The organism is Paraburkholderia gardini (assembly GCF_907164545.1).
GTDB classification, from domain to species: Bacteria; Pseudomonadota; Gammaproteobacteria; order Burkholderiales; family Burkholderiaceae; genus Paraburkholderia; species Paraburkholderia gardini.
This window is the reverse complement of sequence record NZ_CAJQZB010000012.1, coordinates 21,339-41,410: the sequence shown is the minus strand read 5'-3', so window position 1 is coordinate 41,410 and position 20,072 is coordinate 21,339. Positions and strand designations below refer to the sequence as shown.

Below are 20,072 nucleotides of genomic sequence, written 5' to 3'. Positions count from 1 at the left end.
TCACAAGCGAGGCACGCATGGCGCAAGCAAGGCAATACCAGCTGAGAATGAAGGTCTCGGCAGAACTTGCGGTGATCTTGCGAGGCGATCCAGCGGCTAACGCGCACGCTGCGCTGCATGATGTGCTGTGTGGATACGACGCAACCTTGAAGTGCCAGTACGACGCGTTCGCTGACTACGTCAGCGAAGCCGAAAAGATGGGCGTGGAGAAATATCCTCTTTACGAGTGGACCCGCGCGACCATTAAAACGCCCGCGAAAAAACCCCGCTATCTGCAATCGTTTACGGTCTACGTCGATGGCGAAGAGATATACGACGGGGATGTCGCCGACGCGCTGCACGAGGCGTTGTCGGCGCTTGCGGGCGCGGACGGTATCGTCAGCGTGATGAAGTTCGACACGAATCCGGCGAATAATCCGCAGCCGCCTGCGCGTGAGCGTTAAGGCCGGGCACGTTGATGTGCCTTTAGCGTGGGCTTTTCAGGTGCGTGACAAGCCCTGAAGCGTTCGGCCGAAAAGCGGCGACGCGAGGCTCGCAGCCGCGAGTTCGTTTGCTGCGGACACGAGCGTCGGTCCCAGTGTCTCCATGCGCTTTTCCGTCAGCCGCACAGCCGGCCCCGCAATGCTGATCACACCGATTGCCGGGTAACCGCGGCGTTGAACGGGCGCGGCCATCGCCGTCATTCCCGGAGCGAACACTTCATTGATCGTTGCATAGCCACGGGTTCGGGCCGCATCGACAAAGGCGAGCAACGCCTTGACCGTGGTCGGCGCTTTAGGCCCGTACTGTTTCGGCTGCCCGAAACCCTGACGCGTCACCAGTTCGAGCGCCCGCTCGTCGCTCATGGTCATCATCCATGCATGGCCGGTCGCGCTGCATGACAGCACGGTATCCATGCCCATGTCCGGGTCGTAGCGCAGGCCCTTTAGCGCGCCCTGCGATTTGGCGACCCACGTCAGCCTGTCGCCGTCGACGATCGCCAGCCGCACCAGCTCTCCCGATGTTTCCGCAAGGCGGTCGAGCATGCTTTGCGCGATGTCGATGATGCCCGACGTCGCGAGATAGCCAAGGCCCAGTCCGACAAGTTTCGTCGTGAGTACATAGTCGCCCTGCTCGCGCAATTGACGTACGTAGCCGCATTGCTTGAGATCGGCAAGCAACCGGTGACAGGCGCTACGCGGAATCTCGAGTTGATCTGAAATCATCGCGAGCGGCGTGCCTTCCATTTGCGTCGCAAGAAATTCAAGTACGGCCAATGTCCTTTCAGTCACGCCCGGCATGACACCTCCCGCGGATTTCTCAAAGCGGCATGATTGCACAATGCGAGATGGGATTCCACCCTGGAATGACGTCCCACTGGCGCTGTTAATCTGCGCAGCATGCAGTCTCGCCCGACGGTTCACCGCCCTGGCGCGATGGGATGCATACCAAAAGACAGGCCCCGCGCCGTCGGCATTAAACGGTTCACCTGGATGTGACGCCGACAGAGGTCTGGAACAGAAACAGGAGACAACCACAACATGGATCAGCAATCTCAACTTTCCGCGCATCAGGCGATGCGTACGCGCGCCGTGACCGCGGCAGCCATCGGAACCGCACTCGAATGGTTTGACTTCACGTTGTATGGCGCGCTGGCCGCCACCGTGTTGCCCAGGCTCTTTTTTCCGTCGATGAATCCGACTTCCGCGTTGCTGGCATCGCTCGCCACGTTTGGTGTTGGACTCGCCGCGCGGCCGCTTGGCGCGATCATCTGCGGTCATCTGGGGGACAAACTCGGGCGGCGCAACCTGATGCTCGGCACGGTCACCGTGATGGGTGTTTCCTCGATGCTAATAGGCTTTTTGCCGACCTACGCGAGCATTGGCGTATGGGCTCCGATGCTGCTGGTGCTCCTGCGTATCCTGCAGGGTTTCGCACTGGGCGGCGAATCGACGGGCGCGCAGTTGATGGCAATCGAGCATGCGAGCCCGGATCGTCGCGGCAAATATTCGGGCCTGCTCGGACTGTGTTCGCCGCTTAGCCAGATCATGGCTAACGGGGTATTGCTGCTGCTTTCATCGACCATGCCCGCACAGGCGTTTGACACGTACGGGTGGCGCATTCCGTTCATCCTGAGCTTTATTCTGGTGATCGTCGGTCTTTACATCCGGCTGCGCGTCAGCGAGACGCCCGCGTTCGTCGCGTTGCGCAAAACGGAAGTGGTCCACGTGGGGAGCCCGCTGCGCGATGTATTGCATCTTCACTGGCGAACCGTGTTGCGCTGGATGCTGTTCTTCTGCGGCCCTGCTGCGATCTTTTATCTGATCGTCGTCTTCTCGTTGAGCTACGTCACCAAGACGCTTGGCGTGCCGAAGCAGACGGGCTTCCTTTTGCTGATGGGAGCGAACGTGTGCGCGATCGTCGGCGCGCTGGCTGGCGGCATGCTGAGCGACCGTATCGGCCGGAGGAAGGCGCTTGCGATCGGCTCGACGGCGACGTTGCTGATGCTGTTCGTGTACTTCCAGATTCTCGATACGAAGAGCTTCGTACCGATGCTGGCGGCCATGGGTTTCTTTCTCGGTTTCACGCAGTTCCAGAGCGGCATCCAGCCAGTGGCCTTCGCCGAAGCATTCCCGACGAACGTGCGCTATTCCGGCTCCGCGCTTGCCTATACCGGCGCCAATCTGGTGGCGGGCGGGCCGATGCCTGTACTTGCGGTCTGGCTGTTCGCGCTATGCAATGGTTCGCCATGGGGCGTCGTCGCGGTGTGCGCAACCTTCAATGTGATTTCGCTGATCGCCATTCTCACCGCGCCTGAAACGCTTGGTATAGACATGAACCGTGTCGACTCCGCCGAAGAAGTGATCGGCGCATCAGGGCAGGCGTCCATGCAATCTCATTCACACTGAAATTCAGGCAACACAGATGAAACCACTTGTTTATGTGCTGAACGGTTCGAACCTGAACATGCTCGGCAAGCGTGAGCCTCACCTGTACGGCTCGACCACGCTTGCCCAGGTGAAGGAACGTACGGAGGCACTCGCGCTGGAACTGGGGCTTGGATGCGAGTTTCGCCAGACCAATCACGAAGGGGTGATGGTCGACTGGCTGCAGGAAGCGTTTGAAAAGGACGCGGCCGTCGTCATCAACCCGGCGGGTTTCTCGTTTGCATCGATACCGGTACTCGATGCTGTCAAGCTGATTCGCCAGCCGGTGATCGAGGTGCACATCACAAACATTCACCAGCGCGACGAGCAATATCGGCATTCGTTGATCTCACTCGCTGCACGCGGCGTGATCTGCGGTCTTGGCGTGGACGGCTATCTGCTTGCCGTGCGCGCCGTCGCGGCGGCGCTGGAGCGTCAGGAGATGCAGGCAGGCGGGAGCCACGGTGGTTAGTGTTCGTACAATGCGTTCTTCAGGCGGGAGCATGGACGCGTGCCAGAAGCGCACCGTTGTGACTGTTCAATTTTCGAAATAACCCGGCCGGTCCAGACCGGCATTCAGCCACGCGGTAGGCAGCCATTGGGTTGGAACGAAATGCCTGCGGTATTCCCTCGCTGGACCGATCACACTCGCGTATTCCGCCTTTGCCGTGGATGGTGACGACGGGTTGAGCATGGTCGTCTTCGCGCCCGTCTCGCTGGACGACGCAAAGGCCGTCGAAGCACTCCTCGCGCTGGCAGTCTGATTGCGGCGGACTGACGGTAACAGCTTCGGTATCAGGTAACGCGACGGTCGTCCGCACGAATTGCGAGCGAGGCATAAGATCACGATATGGCGAGGTCGATCCGGTCTTGCCTTTCATTTTCGTGAGGACACTGCGATGAAAGCACGACGCTTCGTATATGGCATGGCGGCGCTTTTTCTGGCGTTCGCGTCGAGCGCATGGGCGGACCAGAAACCTTACGACAAGACACAGTTCGAGCAGAACGTCGCGGAGGGCAAACCCACGATTGTTTATCTGCACGCCACCTGGTGCCCGACCTGTCGCGTACAGCAGCCAATCGTCGACCGCCTTTCGAAGGATCCGCAGTTAAAGCAGGTGACCATTTTCGTCGCGGATTTCGACAAGGAAACGGCACTCAGGAAGTCGCTCAGGATCAGCGAGCAGTCGACGTTCGTGGTTTTCAAACAGGGCCATGAGGTAGCGCGCTCGACCGGTCAGACCCAGGAACCGGCGATTCGCGAGACGTTCGACAAGGCGCTTTGATGGACTTCGGGGTCGGCACCTATGCGACCGGTTTTGTTGCGGGCGCTGCATCGAGTCTCTCGCCGTGCGTTCTGCCGCTTCTGCCGATCCTGGTTGCATCCGCGCTTTCAACGCATCGCTTTGGCGCCGTGGCGCTCGCAACGGGTTTGAGCCTTTCGTTCGCGGCGGTCGGCATTTTCGTCGCGACGCTCGGCGCATCGATTGGACTCGACCCGGAGACGTTCCGGCGCGTAGCGGCGATTCTCATGATCGTCTTTGGACTGGTGATGTTGTCGGCGCGCTTGCAGGACATGTTCGCGCGCGCGACATCGCGCCTGAGCGGAGCCGGGCAGAGCGCTTTAGGTGGTGTGCGTGGCGACGGATTGATCGGGCAGTTCTGTATTGGCCTGCTGCTTGGCCTCGTGTGGAGTCCTTGCGTGGGCCCAACCCTGGGCGCGGCAACCACGCTTGCTTCGCAGGGGACCGACCTGGGTCATATTGCTTTGCTGATGGCACTGTTCGGACTCGGTGCGGGATTGCCGCTGATGATACTCGGCGGTGTATCAAGGGCATCGTTCGCGCGTGTCCGTGGCGCGTTGTCGTTGTCAGCGAAATTTGCGAAGGTGGGGCTCGGGACAGTTTTCGTCGTGCTTGGCGTGCTGATGTTGACCGGGCTGGACCGGAGCATCGAAGCGGCGGCGCTCGCGGCAAGCCCGATGTGGTTGACCGTGTTTACGACGGCGTTCTGAAATGCCCCCTCGCATCCTCGTTTCTCAAGACGGTTGAGCGTTGTCGACAAACGCAGGCGGCGTCTCACCGATCCGAACTTTACGGGTGCCCCGCAAAATCGTTACGTCAATAAAGACGAGAAAACGGTATATACTGTTTTCATCGATTATAAAGAGGAGGTCGCATGAGCGAACCCACGATCAGGAAGCCGACGAAAAAATCTTTCCATTTTCCCAGGGCGACGAACGGCACCGTCGCGCAAGCAGACAAACAGGCCGACAACGCCGGCACAGTTGTTAAGACCGTCGTTGAAGCCAGGGCTAAGGCAGCGCCAAAAGCACCGCCCAAAGCAACGCGCCAGAAACGCACGGCGACTGTTGAAGCAAAGCCAGTCGCAGCTGCTGTAGAAGAGAAGCCAAAACGCGCAAGGAAGGAAAAGGTTGTGCGCGACAGCTTCACCATGCCCAAATCGGACTATGCGAAGATCGCGATCCTGAAGCAGAAGTGCGTGGACGCGGGCGTTTCCGTGAAAAAGAGCGAGTTGCTGCGGGCCGGATTGCTTCTGCTGGCGTCCGTTCCGGAAAAGCGCTTGCTGGCAGCGGTTTCAGCCGTCGAAACGGTCAAGACGGGACGTCCGGCGAAATCCTGACCGGCCGATGCACGGCAGCACAAGGAGCGGGCATGTCGCGCGCTGCTTGTGCTGCGGCGTATGCTTCGATGGGACGTCTGAACGGCCGGCGAGGACCCGATCCGGGATTTAGGCCGGGGCAAATACCACTGCACCGACATTGTCGATGTGTGTGAAGCTTCGAATAAACCGGTACGTCCGGTCACCTATTGCTATCCGGTTTACGCCTGCCTGGGTACGCTCAAGTATTTCGTCAGCCATTGCCGCTGCAATGGTTCCGTGATCAGTCAGGTTGACATCTTCGCCTGCTGGGTCACCGACATAAACTGAACAGACGTCCGTACCGTGGCGCATCATCACGACGCGCGCCCCCTTGTCGAGCGAGAGTTCGAGAAATTCGGCGAGCGTCAGCAACGATTCCGGCGTGTTGTCCTGCGAGCCGCTTACAAAATCAGAAGAAGTAGTCATACGGTCGCCCCCGTCAAAGACATGTGCCCTGAAGTGGAAGATCACCCACGGTCGACCACGGTTCCACTATAAGCGCTGGCGCGTGAATCCGGAGCAGATCAGGAAGAGTATTTGCCCAATTTCCAGCGCAGAGGGGATATCAATCCGAACGCACCGGCCGCAGTTCTCCCTCAAGGGTGATCACGGCTCATTCAGTGCCGAACCGACGGTCTTTGCCACTGACAGTAAGCATAGTCGATGAGTTTTTCCGGTGCGAGGTCGCCGTGCGTGACAAGGCAATTGAGCCTCATCGTGAGGCCTATATCTGCGATACACCATTCGCCAAAGAGATTTTCGGATTCCGCTGCGAGCAACACCCCGGAGGCTGCAAAGAGTTTCTCTTCAGCGGCGGTTGCCGTGGCTAAAAGCGGTGTCGCCTTGACGCCGTGGAACACGACGTCAGTGGCTTGTTCCGCGCGGCATCAACTGCTTAAGGGAGAGAATTGATGACGGTACTTGACGAATCTTGAGCCATTTACCGGTTGGCGCCGTTCGGACATATCGGGCACCTGAGGTTCACCGCATCCCTTTCCTGTCAAAGGTTGTATTTCGGTTCCGCATGGAACGTCTGTTCCGGGAATGGGTGACACAGGGCAGGTGTGACCTGACCACACTTCGTCATAGCCTGACTTACGACACCGTCAGAATAAGGTGATCACGCAATATAAAATACAGTTACAGTATATGTTATGACGATGATTTCTATCAAATAAGCACTGTCTGGACGTTTTTGTGACATAAAAAATATCAGATATTCGTGCAATTTTCATCCCGGGCGGATGTCATAACGAATGATTGCACGGCCCCAGGCAGGGCGGTCTTTCGGGTTGATGCGAGGAACTTCGATGAAGCTGACGGATTACACGGACTATAGTCTTCGCACATTAATGTATGCAGCGCTGCGGGACGATCAACTGGTGACGATCCAGGAGATTTCAGACGCGTTCAGCATACCGCGCAATCACCTTGTGAAAATCGTTCATGCACTCGGCAAAGCCGGTTATCTGACTACCGTCCGTGGACGGCGAGGCGGCATCCGCCTCGGCCGCGCTGCGTCGAAAATTGTTGTTGGCGATGTGGTTAGAAGCATGGAGCCGGACTTTCACATGGTCGAGTGCTTCGATACCGAACACAATCAATGTGTCATCACGGCCGCATGTGGCTTGCGCGGTGCGCTGAGTACGGCACTCAAGGCATACCTTGATGTACTCGATCACAGGACGCTCGCAGACCTGATCGAAAAACGGCAGACGCTTTCGCGTTTGCTGGAGACGTCGGTGCCCGTGCAGTTCATGCCAATGCCCGCGAACGACGCGCCGCGCAAGACAGCGGCGCAGAATAGACGGGAACGGTAAGCATTGCCTTTTTGCACTGTTGCGCATCGCTAAAGGGCCGGACGCACCGACATCTTGTGAAGTACGGCAAGACGCAAGGAAGAACGGCAACAGCCAGACGCGGGCCCGTCGCGAGTCGCCCGTTTTCCCAGGTTCTGAATCATGAATTCATTCCTTGTTATCCGCTCGATTCATATTACCTGCGTGGCACTCAGCCTGGGTGGCTTCGTCACACGAGGCATACTGCGGGCCTTCAACTCACGCCTGCTGCAAACGCGCTTTGTGCGAGTGATTCCGCACGTCATCGATACATTACTGCTCGTGAGTGGAGTGCGGCTTGCGATGCTGATTGGCTTCGCGGCAAATGCGAACTGGCTGCTCACGAAACTCGGCGCGCTGCTTGTCTACGTGGTACTCGGCAGTGTCGCGCTAAAGCACGGCAGCAGTCGGCTGATCTGCGTCGCAAGCTGGCTGGGCGCGATTGTTATTTTCGCATTCATTGTTTCCGTGGCCCGCACCCATCTTCCGCTCGGATTCTTCGCCAGGAACTGAATCGGTGCATCCGCAGCGTTAGCGTGGCTAGAACCAGGCAAGCCAACCATGACGTTAAAAAACGGGATGCAAAAACGGGGGGCATAGATTTTTCATGGCGAAGCAGGGTGAGCAGTCCAGGCAACTGGCCCTCGCTAAAGCCGACGCGCCTTGCCAGTAATCCGCGGGCAGGACTTTGATGGAAAGCCATCAAATTCCGTCGTGATCGCTGGTTGTCGATCAAGTAGTGTTTGTTCCAGCCGGGCGGCGTTTACCGCCGGTTTATAAGCGCGGCAGCCTCACGCAGCCAGCGAACAGACCGCAACCGCAACAAGTTGCATGGGACCAGAGTAGCGCGCTAAAGCGCTAACTCTGGTCGACCGCAACAAGTTGCATGGGACCAGAGTAGCGCGCTAAAGCGCTAACTCTGGTCGACAGGAGACAGGCATGTCATCGACGCCCCCGCCCGGAATCACGAAACCCGGCCTGACAGACGAGACGTTCGACGATCGCATCAGCGAGCAGTGGTATCAGCCGCGCATTCCGCGCGCTGTCCTCAAGGAACTGATGAAGCGCAGCGACGCGCCGGGTTTGCGCAATTTCGGACTGTGGCTTGTGCTGCTGATCGCATCGGGTGTTGTCGCGGGGTTCAGCTGGGGTAGCTGGTGGGCCGTGCCGGCGTTCTTCGTGTACGGCACGATCTACTCGTCGAGCGACGCGCGCTGGCACGAACTCGCGCACGGCACGCCGTTCAGGACGCGCTGGCTCAACGACGCGTTCTACCATCTGTCGTCGTTCATGACGATCCGCGAGGCGTACTGGTGGCGCTGGAGCCACGCGCGGCATCATACGCATACCTACTTCACCGGGCGCGATCCGGAGATCCAGGTGGCACGCCCGACGAAGGTGCTGCCGATTCTCCTCGATTTCCTTGCGCTCATCGGCGGCACCGCCGAGATTCGCAAGACCATTCGCCACGCGTTCGGCCGCATCGACGCCGCGACCGAAGCGTTCCTGCCCGCCAGCGAGAAACCGAAGATGATCTGGTCGTCGCGGATCTATCTCGCGGTGATCGTCGCGACAATCGTGCTCGCAATCGTGTTCCGTAGCTTCCTGCCGCTGATGTTCGTCTGGACGCCGCGTTTCTACGGCGGCTGGCTGCACCAGTTGCTGGGCCTCACGCAGCACGCCGGACTCGGGGTCAACGTGAAGGATCACCGGCTCAATACACGCACCGTCTACATCAATCCGGTATTTCGTTTCCTGTACCTGAACATGAACTATCACCTCGAGCATCACCTGCTGCCGATGGTGCCGTTTCATGCGCTGCCGCGTCTGCACGATGCCATCAAGGACCAGTTGCCGCCCGCATATCCGAATCTTTACGCAACCTGGCGCGAGATGGTGCCGGCATTGTGGAAGCAACGGCGCGATCCGGCTCATGTGATCGAACGCACGCTACCCGAACCATCAGCGGGCGGCCAGGCGAATTTCACTGCACAGCCGGGTACCTGAAAGAGACTGCTTCGGCTTCTGCATCGCTGTAAATCCATTACTTCTTGCATCCATGGGAGGCATCGTGGCAGTCGATACCGACAACACGAAGTGGGTCGTCGCATGTACCACCCACGACATCGACGAAGAAGATGTACTGCGTTTCGATCATGAAGGCACGAGCTACGCGGTGTACCGGCTGGCGGATGGCTTTCACGCATCGGACGGCTGGTGCACGCACGAACAGGCGCATCTCGCGGAAGGCTTCGTCGTGAACGGCGAGATCGAATGTCCGCTCCATCAAGGCCGTTTCGACATCGTCAGCGGCAAGCCGATGAGTCCGCCCGTCTGCGTGAAACTGAAAACCTGGCCGGTGCGCGTCGAAGGCCACAACGTGCTGATCGGCGTACTTTCTACAGCCGCAAAGGATGCCGTATGAAAACCGCCGAACATGCCGCGATGGTGATCGTGGGCGCGGGACAGTGCGGGGCGCGTACCGCACATGCATTGCGCGACAACGGCTGGGACGGCGAGATCACCCTCCTTGGCAACGAGGGACTCGCACCGTATGACAGGCCGCCGCTCTCCAAGGCCGTGCTGCTCGGGCAAAAGACCACCGGACAGTGCACGCTTTTCGATGAGGCGTTCTATCGCGACAACCGCATCGATCTACGCGTCGATGCACCGGTCAGCGGGATCGATCGCGCGGAGCGCAGGGTGGTGCTCGGCGATGGCCGCACGGTGTCGTACCGCCGGCTGCTGATCGCGACGGGTGCCGAGCCGCGCCGGCTCGCCGTGCCAGGCGCCGCGCTTGCCGGAGTGCATCTGCTGCGCACCGTGCCCGATGCGTTGTCGATTGTCGACGAACTGTCGCCAGGGCGGCGCATCGCGGTGGTCGGTGCGGGTTTTATCGGACTCGAAATCGCGGCGACCGCGATCGCGCGCGGCTGTAAAGTGGTCGTCATCGAAGCGGCCGCGCGTGCGTTGATGCGCGCCGTGCCGGAAATCGTCGCGGGTTATCTGGTCGAGCGGCATCGCCAGATGGGGGTCGATGTTCGCTTCGCCACACAGGTCGAACGTATTCTTGGCGATACACGGGCAACGGGTCTCAAGCTGTCCGACGGCACCACGCTGGAATGCGATGCGGTTGTCGTGGGTGTCGGTGTGACGCCGCGCACCGTGCTCGCGGAAGCAGCCGGTATCGATGTCGCGGACGGCATTGCGGTCGACGATACGCTGCGTACCAACGATCCCTGGATTTTTGCCGCCGGCGATGTGTGCTCATTCCCGCACCGGCTGTTCCGCCGCCGTATCCGGCTCGAGTGCTGGAAGAATGCGGAAGATCATGCGCGGATCGTGGCGCGCAACATGCTCGATTACGGCGAAACCTATTCGGCGGTCCCATGGTTCTGGTCGAATCAGTACGACATGACGATTCAGATCGCCGGCATGCCTGCGTTCGGCACGACGAGTGTGGTACGTGACACCGGATCGGCTTCGCGCGTGTTCTTCGCGCTCGACCGCGAAGGTGTGCTGGTCGGCACAAGCGGTGTTGGCCAGTTGAGCGAGGTCGCACGCGAAGTGCGCGCCGCACAGGAACTGATCGGCCGTCGCGCACGCATCGATCCGGCGGTGCTGGCGGATTGCTCGGTGAAACTGAAGTCGCTGCTGGCGGCGGAGGCGCTATGAGCCAACGCTTGCTGGTCTTCCAGTCGATGTGGGCGATGGAACGGCGTCACGGCGATGGCTTCGAGCGATCGCTCGAAGAGAACCTGCGCATGATTGCCGGGGCCGGTTTCGACGGCATCAGCGCGCACTACGCGGACCGTGCAGAAGTGCGGCGGCTAGCGGCGCTACGCAAGACGTATGGGCTGGACGTGGAGGGTCAATGCTTTCCGCGTACCGTCGACGATCTGCAACCGGTGCTCGAGAACGCAACCGAATCTGGCGTGCATCACATCGACCTGCAGCCCGATGTGCGGCCGCGCGGCACTGCAGAAGCGGTGACGCTGCTCGACGGGTGGTCGCGTCTTGCGGAGCAGGTGGATTTCCCGGTGTACATCGAAACGCACCGCGACCGCATGACCACCGACCTCTATTTCACACTCGACCTGCTCGATGCGCGTCCCGGGACAAAACTGCTCGGCGACATTTCACATTACCTCGTAGGCCGGGAGTTCGCATGGCCGGTATCCGGCGAGAACCATGCGCTGATGCATCGCATTCTCGACAGTTCCTGGGCGTTTCATGGCCGCGTTGCGAGCCGCGAGCAGGTTCAGATCGAGCTGTCATTCGAGCCGCACAGGATGTGGGTGGACCTGTTCCTCGACTGGTGGCGCTACGGTTTCGCGTCGTGGTGCAAACGCGCGGGAGCGGACGACACGCTCGCGTTCACCTGTGAGCTTGGTCCGAAGCCCTACGCGATCATTGGCCGCGACGGCAACGATACGACGGACCGTTGGGCCGAATCATTGCTGTTGCGCGACTGGATTCGTGACGTATGGCGCGACGTGCGGCAGCACCACGCCGCATCCGTGCAAGCGGTGTTTCCTGAGTAACGCATGACGCAGCCGTGGCTTGTCTCAATCTTCACGCGACAGGTCCCCGCGCAGGATGCCTTCGTCGCCGGCGGATAAGTCGCAGATGCCATCTGCCTTGACCGCCGCGCTCCGCAACGCAAGGTGGGTCTGATTCCTGTCATCGAACGCATTGGTATTAACCGGTCCAGCGCGTTGTGATTCAGACGTGCTGGCAACCACACCTTGGTCGTTCAGCATCCGCCCATCATCCACGGCGATCTCCATGCCGACTTATCCGAAGCCAGATACACGATGGCTTTCGCGATCTCCCAAGGTTTGCCGAAGCGTTCCGCGAGAATGGAATCGACGATCTTTTGATTGTCAGACGCGGGATTGGCGGACCGTCGAAGGTGCGCTCCAGTATTCATGGATTTCATCGCGGACGTGTTTGCCGGCATCTCCGCGCTAAACGAAGCGTCTCGCCCGATACCGCCTCGCGCGATACTCTCCGCAAGGGAGCGCAGAAGTCGCAAACAGACATTTGAGCGCGCGTTACCTGCCGGCAAGAACAGGCCCAGCAGGCTTTACCCAGGCGGTACAATCCTTCATTCTGCTTTCAATGGGATTTTGCTGAACGTAGTAACGTATAGAAGAATCTATTTTTAGCACGATCACCCTGGTTATTGAGGCGCTTATGTCCACGGACGCAGACACGATCACCGATGAGCTGGTCGCTGCAATCGCAGATCGCATGGTCGAAGAAGGCAGAAGGGTTTCTCCAGTCACAATCTGGTCAGAGGTTCGCGGCGGTTCGCTGGTTGCGATCGTGGCGGCCCTGCAGCGCTGGCGCGAAGCGCGGCAGCCCGCAACACAGGAATCGCTGGTCCAGGCGGGATTGCCCGAGGGCCTTGTCGAAACGATGATGAGCGCCGCAGGTCGCATCTGGACGGTGTCGCACGCGGAGGCGGAGAAGGCGTTCAGTCAGCGTCTCGTGGAGATGAACGAGCACGTCGCCACCGCTCATGTAGAACGGGACGAGGCGCTTGCCGAGTTTCAGAAGATACTCGAAGAAGTCGACGCGGGGCGTAAGGCGCGTGAGGAACTAACCGCGGTCGTCTCAAGCAAAAGCGAAGAGATTGCGCGAACAAACCAGCAGCTTGACGCAGCGCGGCAGGAGATCGCAACGTTGAGCGACGCCTGTCAGGCGAAGTCGGAAGAGGTGGCGCGCTGGTCGCAGGAAGCGGGCACGGCTTCATCGCGCGCGGAAGCTGCCGAAACGCGTATCGAGGAACTCGTACTGCGTGCATCCGAAGAAGCTGCTGCGCTGGAAGCGACGAAGGCGTCGCTTGAGGAAGCACACAAGGCGCGTGAAGAATTAACCGCGGTCGTTTCAGGCAAAAACGAAGAGATTGCGCGAACGAACCAGCAGCTTGACGCGGCGCGGCAAGAGATCGCAACGTTAAGCGACGCCTGTCAGACGAAATCGGAAGAGGTGACGCACTGGTCGCAAGAGGCAAGCGCGGCTTCATCGCGCGTGGAAGCTGCCGAAACGCGTATCGAGGAACTTGTACAGCGTGCATCTGAAGAAGCAGTTGCGCTGGAAGCCACGAAGACGTCGCTCGAAGAGTCACACAAGGCGCGTGAAGAACTGACTGCGATCGTCGCTAGCAGGAGCGACGAGATCGCTCAGAGGAACCAGCAGCTTGACGCAGCGAGGCAAGAGATCGCGACGTTGAGCGACGCGTGCCACGCAAAGTCGGAAGAAGTGACACGCTGGTCGCAAGAGGCAAGCGCGGCTTCATCGCGCGCTGAAGCTGCTGAAACACGCATTGAGGAACTCGTACAACGTGCGTCGGAGGAAGCAGCGAAACTGGAAGCTGCAAATGTATCGCTTGAAGAGTCACAGAAGGCGCGTGAAGAGCTGACTGCGATCGTCGCTAGCAGGAGCGACGAGATCGCTCAGAAGAACCAGCGACTTGACGAGGCACAGCATGAGATCGCGACCCTGAACGACGTGTGCCAGGTAAAGTCGGAAGAAGTGACACGCCGGTCGCAAGAGGCAAGCGCGGCTTCCTTGCGCGCCGAAGCCGCTGAAACACGCATCGAGGAACTCGTACAGCGTGCGTCAGGGGAAGCAGCGAAACTGGAAGCTGCAAATGCGTCGCTTGAAGAGGCGCATCATGCGCATGAACAGTTGAGCGCAGTCGTCTCAAGCAGGAGTGACGAAATCACGCAGGTTAATCAGCAGCTCGACGCGGCACGGCAGGAGATCGCAACGCTGAGCGACGCCTGTCAGGCGAAGTCGGAAGAAGTGACGCGCCGGTCGCAGGAAGCGGGCACAGCTTCATCGCGCGCTGAAGCGGCGAGAGCAGAGGTGAACGAGTGCGTTGCACGGCTTGCCGCGATGGAGGCTCAACGGGATCAGGCCCGTACAGCGTTTGTGACGGAGCGTAAGGCAGGCGCGGCGCGCAAGGAAGAGGCATTGGCCCAGCTCACCGAACTGCAGCGCATAACCGGGGAACTCGGTGAGGCCCGCGAACGCGAAAGCGTCTTGACTGCCGCGAAGATGGCCGCGAGTGCCGAACTCGCCCGCGTTTCGCAGGAAGCCTCTGCCGCGGAGGACCGCGCGGATGCCGCCGAAAAACATGTCGCGCAACTGGAGCAGCGTCTCGCCGCGCACGAGGCAGCCGACTCGACGGAAAGCCAGCGCGCACGGCAAGTTGCCATGCACGCCAGTGAATCCGCGGGCGCGGAAGACATCGATGCTTTGCAACGTCAGCTGGCGGCACAGGCCAGAGCCCACGAAAAGGCCTTCGACGAGCTTCGTGCCAATGCCGAACAGTGGGCGGCGCATGCCAAAGAGCTTAAACAAAGACTTGGCCAGGCAGGCGAGAAGATATTGTTCATCGACGCGCGCAGCACGGGAGAAGTCGCGCTGTTGCGGCGACTCTCATCCGAGCTGGAGCGGGTCAAGCCGGATCACGAACTGGTATCCCGGGAAATGCAGCAGAAACTGATCGGCGCGACGATGGTTCAGCAACTCGCCCAGAAGGGCTACCGGTATAACCCGGCTACGGCCGTCATGTCCAGGGTGGATAGTTGAGGAACGCGATGACACAACAACTGACAATCGATTTTGTTTCCGATATCGCATGCCCGTGGTGTGCGATCGGCCTGTCTTCACTTCAGCTTGCATTATCGCGACTTGGCGAAGCGGTCGACGCCCGGATCGTCGTGCATCCCTTTGAGCTGAATCCGGAGATGGGAACTGGCGGCGAGGCTATCGTCGACTATCTCGGCAAGAAATACGGACGCACACCGGAACAGATCGCCGAAACACAAGCCATGATCCGTGAGCGGGGCGAGAGTGTGGGCTTTGCGTTCGGCCCGCGTACGCGTGTCTATAACACCTTCGACGCGCATCGCCTGATGCATTGGGCCGGTATCGAAGGCAGGCAGTTGCCGCTCAAAATGGCACTGCTGCGGGCTTACCATTCCGGGGGCAAGGACCCGAGTGACCACGAAGTCCTGGTCGAAGCGGCCCGGTCCGTGGGACTCGACGCCGCGGAGGCAGGCGATGTGCTGCAAAGCGATCGCTATGCAGACGACGTTCGCGCCGAAGAACAGAAATACCAGGCGATGGGCATCCACTCGGTGCCGGCGATCATCTTCAACCAGCGCTATCTGGTGTCCGGCGGGCAACCCGTGGAAACCTTCGAGCAGGCCATCCAGCAGATTCTGTCCGAAACGTAACGTTCAGGCCGGGCGGGACGATGGGCGAGGCAAGCCGGCGAAATTGCATCAATCCGGCGATGGCGATTTCAAACGCTGGTTTCGCAGATGGGCGATCATCTACCCGGTCGGGCTCTGAACATCCGGTCAGAAAAAATCGCCTGCACCGCTCAAGAATCGCGAACTATTGCCGATAATGCGTGCGGAGGATTTGTTTACCCGATTCCTGGGCGTTCATCGCCGGACGCACCGCACCAGGAAGGGCACACGAAGACCTGAACAGGCTGGAATTTGCAAGGCACGGCCGGTGGGTCGCCCCGTCGGGTCGGGGTTGCGGACAACAATTCAACGATGCGACGTTCCGCTGCGGAGGCACTGTGATTCGAAACTGGCTTGGTGGTGTGCTACTGGCGGTATGTTGCACAGGCAATGCCTTTGCGGCTGGACCGGATTGTTCCCGACCCTTCACACTCGGTTTGCACGACCATGGCCTGCTTTATTCGCTCGATACGGATAGCGGCATCGACAAGGATTTCGCGGAAGAACTGATTCGCCGCAGCGGCTGCCAGATCAAGGTCAGCCTGATGTCGCGCGCGCGGATCTGGAAGCTGATCGAATCCGGCGCGCTCGACTTCAGCCTTTCAGGTATCGCCAACGACGAGCGTAACCAGTACGCGTCATTCGCGTGGTACTTCAGCAACAAATATTATTTGCTCGTTCGCAACGACGCTGGCATTCATAACGTCGCGGACTTCGAGAACGACAAACACGCGCAGCTCGGCGTGATTCGCAGTTTCCGCTATAGCGATTCGGCGAACGCGCTGGTCGACAAGCTCGCGTCGGAGAACCGTGTCAGCCAGGGTGGCGGCCTGGAGCCGCTGTATCAGGCGCTCATTCTGCACCGCATCCAGGGCATGATTATCGAGCCCTTCGATTATCCCGCGATCGACGAGAAGAAGATTCGCGACGTGACGACCATCATCGAATTCAACGATCCGTCGGTGCCGCACGGTCTGATCATGTCGAACAAGGCGCTCCCGGCCGCGGAACGGGCGAAATGGCGTGCGCTCGTGGACGAGATGCGCGCTGACGGCACGGTGCGCCGGATTTTCGACAAATACTTCAAGCCGGACCTCGCTAATTCCATGGTCAACTTTCAGGCGACACCGTGAGCAGGGCGCGTTCCGTCCTGTTGCCGCTGCTCGTCCTGTCGACGTCGCTTTGCGTGACGTGGAGCGTCTGGAATCACGAGCGGCAAGCCACCCGCAACGAACTGCGCACCCAGTTCGAATATTCGGTGGGCGATGCGGTCAGCCGCATCGAACAGCGGATGGCGACGTATGAACTCATGCTGCGCGGCGTGCAGAGCCTGTTTGCCACGAGCGGCATGATCGATCGTGCGAAGTTCCGCAGCTATGTCAACGCGCTTAATCTCGACGTGAACTTTACCGGGGTTCACGCCGTGGGTGTCGTCGAATGGGTGCCGGCGGCGCGCAAGGACGCACACGTCGCGAAAATGCGCGAGGAAGGCGTCACCGGATACGCGATTCAGCCTCCGGGAAGTCGCGAGGATTACGCGCCGGTCATTCAGCGTGAGCCCTATGTGGGTCCCGCGCGCAGCTCGCCCGGCTTCGACGCCTGGGACGATCCGGTGCGCCGGCTCGCGCTCGAAAAGGCGCGTGATTCCGGCATGGCGACGCTTTCGGGCAAGGTGAGTCTGTCAGCCGATATGGGTGCTGACCGCAGGCCGGGTTTCATCATGTACCTGCCGGTCTACGCACCCGGCGAGACGCAGGACAACGTCGCGCAGCGTCGTGCGCACATTACCGGCTGGGTCTACGCATCGTTTCGCATGCGCGACGTGATCGCCAGTCTCTACGGCGAGCAGCCCAACGGGCTCGCGTTCGCGATCTACGACGGCGTGGCGCCATCGAAGGCAACGCTGCTCTATCGAACGTCGGATGCCGGCAACCGGCACACGACGCCACTGATTTCCACCAATGAATATCTGGTCGTCAACGGACACGACTGGATGCTCTCCGTCAGCGCGTTCGACGAATTCCGCTCGCGCCTCGGGCGTAACGCTGAAGTGTTGATCGCCTGCGCCGGTACGGGCTTAAGCCTGCTATTGACACTCCTCAGCTGGCTCATGATGACAGGGCGCGGGCGTGCGATGCGTCTGGCGTCGAAAATGACGCAGGAACTGCGCGAAAACGAAGAGAAATTCCGCGCGATCGCAGACTGCACCGTGAATCTGGAGATCTGGTGGGGACAGGACGGCAAGCCGCGCTGGATCAACCCGTCAGTCGAGCACTACACGGGTTATACGGTAGAGGAATGCATGGCGATGCCCGACTTCTCCCGCACGCTGATTCACCCGGACGACATTCCGCGCGTGGCGCCGGAATTCCAGAAAGGTCTGCAGGGGTATCGCGGCGACGATCTCGAGTTTCGTTGTGTGCGCAAGGATGGCTCGCACGTGTGGCTTTCGGTTTCGTGGGTGCCGATCAGCAATGCACGAGGTGGCTTCATCGGTTTTCGTACAAGCGGTCGCGACATCACCGAGCGCAAGCAGATCGAGGCGGAACTGCGTATTGCCGCCGTGGCGTTCGATTCGCAGGAAGCCATGATGGTCACTGACGTCGAGAGCACGATACTTCGCGTGAACTCGGCGTTCACCGAATGCACTGGATACGCCGCCGAGGAAGTCGTCGGGCGCACGCCGCGGCTGCTCAAGTCGGACCTTCACGATGCCGCGTTCTACAAGGAGATGTGGCAAACCATTCGCCGCGTCGGCGGATGGCAGGGTGAAATCTGGGGTCGCCGGAAGAACGGCGAGATCTATCCCAAGTGGCTGACGATTTCAGCGGTGACCGGCGAAGGCGGCGCGGTGACACATTACGTCGGCACGCACCACGACATCACGCAGCGCAAGAAGTCGGAAGAGAAAATCCGTGAACTCGCGTTCTATGACACGCTCACGCGCCTGCCTAACCGCGCTCTGCTGCTTGAACGGCTGAGGCAGTCGATGGCGAGCAGCCACCGGGACAAGGTCTGCGGTGCGTTGATGTTCATCGACCTGGATCACTTCAAGACGCTGAACGATACGCTCGGTCATGACAAGGGCGACATGCTCCTGCGGCAGGTTGCCTACCGTCTGTCGAGCAGCGTGAGCGAGGGCGACACAGTCGCCCGGGTAGGCGGCGACGAGTTCGTTGTCGTGCTGGGGAACCTGAGCTTCGACAAGGCGACGGCGACTGCGCAGACCGAGGCGGTGGGCGAGCGGATTCTCGCCGTACTGGGCAGCACCTATCAGTTGAGCGGCGTCCAGTTCCGCAGCACCGCAAGCATTGGCGTGGCGGTATTCGATGGAGAGCAAACCTCCACCGACGAGCTTTTCAAGCAGGCCGATCTCGCGATGTACAAGTCCAAGGAGCGCGGCCGCAACGCGATGTGCTTCTTCGACCCTGCCATGCAGACCGTCGTGCTGAAGCGGGCGGAGCTGGAGGTGGGTCTGCGCAACGCGATTGAAGAGAACCAGTTTGTGCTTCACTACCAGGCGCAGGTCATCGACGGCGGTCATATAACCGGCGCCGAAGCGCTCGTGCGATGGGTGCATCCGGTGCGCGGGCTGATCCCGCCAGGCGAATTCATTCCGCTCGCGGAAGAGACCGGCTTGATCCTCGAGATTGGACAGATGGTCCTTGCGTCCGCGTGCAGCCAGCTGGCCGGGTGGGCGACGCGCCCATCGATGGCGCATCTGTCGATTGCGGTGAACGTCAGCGCGCGCCAGTTTCGGGAGCCTGACTTCGTGGAGGGCGTGCTGACGGTCATCCAGCGAACGGGTGCGAGGGCGGACCGGCTGAAGCTGGAACTGACCGAAAGCGTGCTTGTCGAGAATGTCGAGGACATCATCGAAAAAATGAGGGCGCTTCGGGCGTACGGTGTGACGTTCTCGCTGGATGACTTCGGCATTGGTTATTCGTCGCTCTCTTACCTGAAGCGTTTGCCTCTCGATCAACTGAAGATCGACCGGTCGTTCGTGCGCGATATCCTGGACGACCCCAACGACGCCGACATTGCGAGAACCATCGTGGCGCTCGCGCGAAGCTTCGACCTGGGTGTGATCGCCGAGGGCGTCGAGAACGAAGCACAAAGGGATTTTCTTGCCATGGCAGGCTGCCATGCCTATCAAGGCTTCCTCTTTTGCAAACCGCTGCCGATCGAAGGCTTCGAGCAGTTCGCAAGCAGCTTCGGCGCCGCGGATCAGGCAACGGATCAGGTGGAAGGAAACGATGAACGAAGCGTCGATTCAGGCACGCTGAACTGATCCGTTCTTCATCAAAGGGGCAACTGGTGCCACGCGCACGTGCGATACGTGTGCGTGCATGCATGCGCTGGAAGATCGTGAGTATGATGTCGGTTCA

At 60.0% G+C, this 20,072-nt stretch carries 19 protein-coding genes and 2 pseudogenes; 17 read left to right on the top strand and 4 right to left on the bottom strand.

Features of this window, described 5'->3' with window-relative positions; translation table 11 throughout:
- The first annotated feature begins 17 nt into the window (after window positions 1–17).
- Window positions 18–443, top strand: a complete 426-nt coding sequence (locus LPA37_RS11015) for a hypothetical protein (RefSeq protein WP_228974822.1) — start codon at window positions 18–20, stop codon at window positions 441–443.
- 36 nt (window positions 444–479) lie between these two features.
- On the opposite strand, the gene LPA37_RS11010 is transcribed toward LPA37_RS11015, so the two are convergent.
- On the bottom strand, window positions 480–1,280 hold the full coding sequence (locus LPA37_RS11010; protein ID WP_228974820.1) for an IclR family transcriptional regulator: 801 nt from the start codon (window positions 1,278–1,280) through the stop codon (window positions 480–482).
- 240 nt (window positions 1,281–1,520) lie between these two features.
- On the opposite strand from LPA37_RS11010, the gene LPA37_RS11005 reads away from it, so the two are divergent.
- From LPA37_RS11005 to LPA37_RS10985, 6 genes and pseudogenes are all read left to right on the top strand, one after another.
- Window positions 1,521–2,888 (top strand): MFS transporter, encoded by a 1,368-nt coding sequence (locus LPA37_RS11005; protein WP_228974819.1) that lies wholly within the window; start codon window positions 1,521–1,523, stop codon window positions 2,886–2,888.
- A 16-nt stretch (window positions 2,889–2,904) separates the two neighbouring features.
- Window positions 2,905–3,378 (top strand): type II 3-dehydroquinate dehydratase, encoded by a 474-nt coding sequence (locus LPA37_RS11000; RefSeq protein ID WP_228974817.1) that lies wholly within the window; start codon window positions 2,905–2,907, stop codon window positions 3,376–3,378.
- A gap of 118 nt (window positions 3,379–3,496) precedes the next feature.
- Window positions 3,497–3,670, top strand: a pseudogene (locus LPA37_RS27805) (transcriptional regulator); the annotation flags it as partial.
- 135 nt (window positions 3,671–3,805) lie between these two features.
- Window positions 3,806–4,192, top strand: a complete 387-nt coding sequence (locus LPA37_RS10995) for a thioredoxin family protein (protein ID WP_229012557.1) — start codon at window positions 3,806–3,808, stop codon at window positions 4,190–4,192.
- Complete coding sequence (locus LPA37_RS10990; protein ID WP_228974812.1) at window positions 4,192–4,920, top strand: cytochrome c biogenesis CcdA family protein; 729 nt, start codon at window positions 4,192–4,194, stop codon at window positions 4,918–4,920. The genes LPA37_RS10995 and LPA37_RS10990 overlap by 1 nt, the downstream gene beginning before the upstream one ends.
- Before the next feature lie 164 nt (window positions 4,921–5,084).
- Window positions 5,085–5,549 carry a hypothetical protein gene (locus LPA37_RS10985; RefSeq protein ID WP_229012556.1) on the top strand — a complete coding sequence of 155 codons (465 nt, stop codon included), beginning with the start codon at window positions 5,085–5,087 and terminating at the stop codon, window positions 5,547–5,549.
- A gap of 108 nt (window positions 5,550–5,657) precedes the next feature.
- Here LPA37_RS10985 and LPA37_RS10980 read toward each other — a convergent pair whose 3' ends face one another.
- Both LPA37_RS10980 and LPA37_RS27885 read right to left on the bottom strand, forming a co-directional pair.
- Complete coding sequence (locus LPA37_RS10980) at window positions 5,658–5,996, bottom strand: hypothetical protein (protein WP_228974802.1); 339 nt, start codon at window positions 5,994–5,996, stop codon at window positions 5,658–5,660.
- A gap of 191 nt (window positions 5,997–6,187) precedes the next feature.
- Window positions 6,188–6,442, bottom strand: a pseudogene (locus tag LPA37_RS27885) (glutathione transferase); the annotation flags it as partial.
- Window positions 6,443–6,880: 438 nt separating this feature from the next.
- Between LPA37_RS27885 and LPA37_RS10975 the strand changes: the two are divergent.
- The 6 genes from LPA37_RS10975 to LPA37_RS10950 all read left to right on the top strand — a co-directional run bounded on the left by LPA37_RS10975 (window position 6,881) and on the right by LPA37_RS10950 (window position 11,952).
- Window positions 6,881–7,390, top strand: coding sequence for an Rrf2 family transcriptional regulator (locus LPA37_RS10975; protein ID WP_228974800.1), 510 nt, complete (start codon window positions 6,881–6,883; stop codon window positions 7,388–7,390).
- 141 nt (window positions 7,391–7,531) lie between these two features.
- Window positions 7,532–7,921, top strand: coding sequence for a SirB2 family protein (locus LPA37_RS10970; RefSeq protein ID WP_228974798.1), 390 nt, complete (start codon window positions 7,532–7,534; stop codon window positions 7,919–7,921).
- Window positions 7,922–8,347: 426 nt separating this feature from the next.
- Complete coding sequence (locus LPA37_RS10965; protein ID WP_228974795.1) at window positions 8,348–9,415, top strand: fatty acid desaturase; 1,068 nt, start codon at window positions 8,348–8,350, stop codon at window positions 9,413–9,415.
- Between the two features lie 64 nt (window positions 9,416–9,479).
- Window positions 9,480–9,833: a non-heme iron oxygenase ferredoxin subunit gene (locus tag LPA37_RS10960; protein ID WP_228974794.1), complete on the top strand. Its 354-nt coding sequence runs from the start codon at window positions 9,480–9,482 to the stop codon at window positions 9,831–9,833.
- The gene (locus LPA37_RS10955) at window positions 9,830–11,083 is read left to right on the top strand and encodes an NAD(P)/FAD-dependent oxidoreductase (protein ID WP_229012555.1); all 1,254 of its coding nucleotides are present in this window, start codon (window positions 9,830–9,832) and stop codon (window positions 11,081–11,083) included. The genes LPA37_RS10960 and LPA37_RS10955 overlap by 4 nt, the downstream gene beginning before the upstream one ends.
- A complete protein-coding gene (locus LPA37_RS10950; protein ID WP_228974790.1) occupies window positions 11,080–11,952 on the top strand; it encodes a sugar phosphate isomerase/epimerase family protein in 873 nt (290 codons plus the stop codon). Before LPA37_RS10955 ends, LPA37_RS10950 begins: the two co-directional genes overlap by 4 nt.
- A 24-nt stretch (window positions 11,953–11,976) precedes the next feature.
- On the opposite strand, the gene LPA37_RS10945 is transcribed toward LPA37_RS10950, so the two are convergent.
- Entirely contained in the window at window positions 11,977–12,198 is a 222-nt protein-coding gene (locus LPA37_RS10945) for a hypothetical protein (protein ID WP_228974789.1), read from the bottom strand.
- 409 nt (window positions 12,199–12,607) lie between these two features.
- Here LPA37_RS10945 and LPA37_RS10940 point away from each other — a divergent pair, with 409 nt between their 5' ends.
- From LPA37_RS10940 to LPA37_RS10925, 4 genes are all read left to right on the top strand, one after another.
- Entirely contained in the window at window positions 12,608–15,016 is a 2,409-nt protein-coding gene (locus tag LPA37_RS10940; RefSeq protein WP_229012554.1) for a DNA-binding protein, read from the top strand.
- 8 nt (window positions 15,017–15,024) lie between these two features.
- Window positions 15,025–15,666 carry a DsbA family oxidoreductase gene (locus LPA37_RS10935; RefSeq protein WP_228974787.1) on the top strand — a complete coding sequence of 214 codons (642 nt, stop codon included), beginning with the start codon at window positions 15,025–15,027 and terminating at the stop codon, window positions 15,664–15,666.
- Between the two features lie 356 nt (window positions 15,667–16,022).
- The gene (locus tag LPA37_RS10930) at window positions 16,023–16,817 is read left to right on the top strand and encodes a substrate-binding periplasmic protein (RefSeq protein ID WP_229012553.1); all 795 of its coding nucleotides are present in this window, start codon (window positions 16,023–16,025) and stop codon (window positions 16,815–16,817) included.
- Window positions 16,814–19,975 carry a bifunctional diguanylate cyclase/phosphodiesterase gene (locus LPA37_RS10925; RefSeq protein WP_229012552.1) on the top strand — a complete coding sequence of 1,054 codons (3,162 nt, stop codon included), beginning with the start codon at window positions 16,814–16,816 and terminating at the stop codon, window positions 19,973–19,975. Before LPA37_RS10930 ends, LPA37_RS10925 begins: the two co-directional genes overlap by 4 nt.
- The last annotated feature ends 97 nt before the right edge of the window (window positions 19,976–20,072 follow it).

What these genes read in the sequence shown, in the direction of transcription:
- LPA37_RS10975 (WP_228974800.1), top strand. Translation starts at nt 6,881, where the DNA reads ATGAAGCTGACGGATTACACGGACTATAGTCTTCGCACATTAATGTAT.
- LPA37_RS11010 (WP_228974820.1), bottom strand. Translation starts at nt 1,280, where the DNA reads ATGCCGGGCGTGACTGAAAGGACATTGGCCGTACTTGAATTTCTTGCG.
- LPA37_RS10985 (WP_229012556.1), top strand. Translation starts at nt 5,085, where the DNA reads ATGAGCGAACCCACGATCAGGAAGCCGACGAAAAAATCTTTCCATTTT.
- LPA37_RS10945 (WP_228974789.1), bottom strand. Translation starts at nt 12,198, where the DNA reads ATGGAGATCGCCGTGGATGATGGGCGGATGCTGAACGACCAAGGTGTG.
- LPA37_RS10955 (WP_229012555.1), top strand. Translation starts at nt 9,830, where the DNA reads ATGAAAACCGCCGAACATGCCGCGATGGTGATCGTGGGCGCGGGACAG.
- LPA37_RS10970 (WP_228974798.1), top strand. Translation starts at nt 7,532, where the DNA reads ATGAATTCATTCCTTGTTATCCGCTCGATTCATATTACCTGCGTGGCA.
- LPA37_RS10965 (WP_228974795.1), top strand. Translation starts at nt 8,348, where the DNA reads ATGTCATCGACGCCCCCGCCCGGAATCACGAAACCCGGCCTGACAGAC.
- LPA37_RS10950 (WP_228974790.1), top strand. Translation starts at nt 11,080, where the DNA reads ATGAGCCAACGCTTGCTGGTCTTCCAGTCGATGTGGGCGATGGAACGG.
- LPA37_RS10995 (WP_229012557.1), top strand. Translation starts at nt 3,806, where the DNA reads ATGAAAGCACGACGCTTCGTATATGGCATGGCGGCGCTTTTTCTGGCG.
- LPA37_RS11005 (WP_228974819.1), top strand. Translation starts at nt 1,521, where the DNA reads ATGGATCAGCAATCTCAACTTTCCGCGCATCAGGCGATGCGTACGCGC.
- LPA37_RS10980 (WP_228974802.1), bottom strand. Translation starts at nt 5,996, where the DNA reads ATGACTACTTCTTCTGATTTTGTAAGCGGCTCGCAGGACAACACGCCG.
- LPA37_RS10990 (WP_228974812.1), top strand. Translation starts at nt 4,192, where the DNA reads ATGGACTTCGGGGTCGGCACCTATGCGACCGGTTTTGTTGCGGGCGCT.
- LPA37_RS10940 (WP_229012554.1), top strand. Translation starts at nt 12,608, where the DNA reads ATGTCCACGGACGCAGACACGATCACCGATGAGCTGGTCGCTGCAATC.
- LPA37_RS11000 (WP_228974817.1), top strand. Translation starts at nt 2,905, where the DNA reads ATGAAACCACTTGTTTATGTGCTGAACGGTTCGAACCTGAACATGCTC.
- LPA37_RS10935 (WP_228974787.1), top strand. Translation starts at nt 15,025, where the DNA reads ATGACACAACAACTGACAATCGATTTTGTTTCCGATATCGCATGCCCG.
- LPA37_RS11015 (WP_228974822.1), top strand. Translation starts at nt 18, where the DNA reads ATGGCGCAAGCAAGGCAATACCAGCTGAGAATGAAGGTCTCGGCAGAA.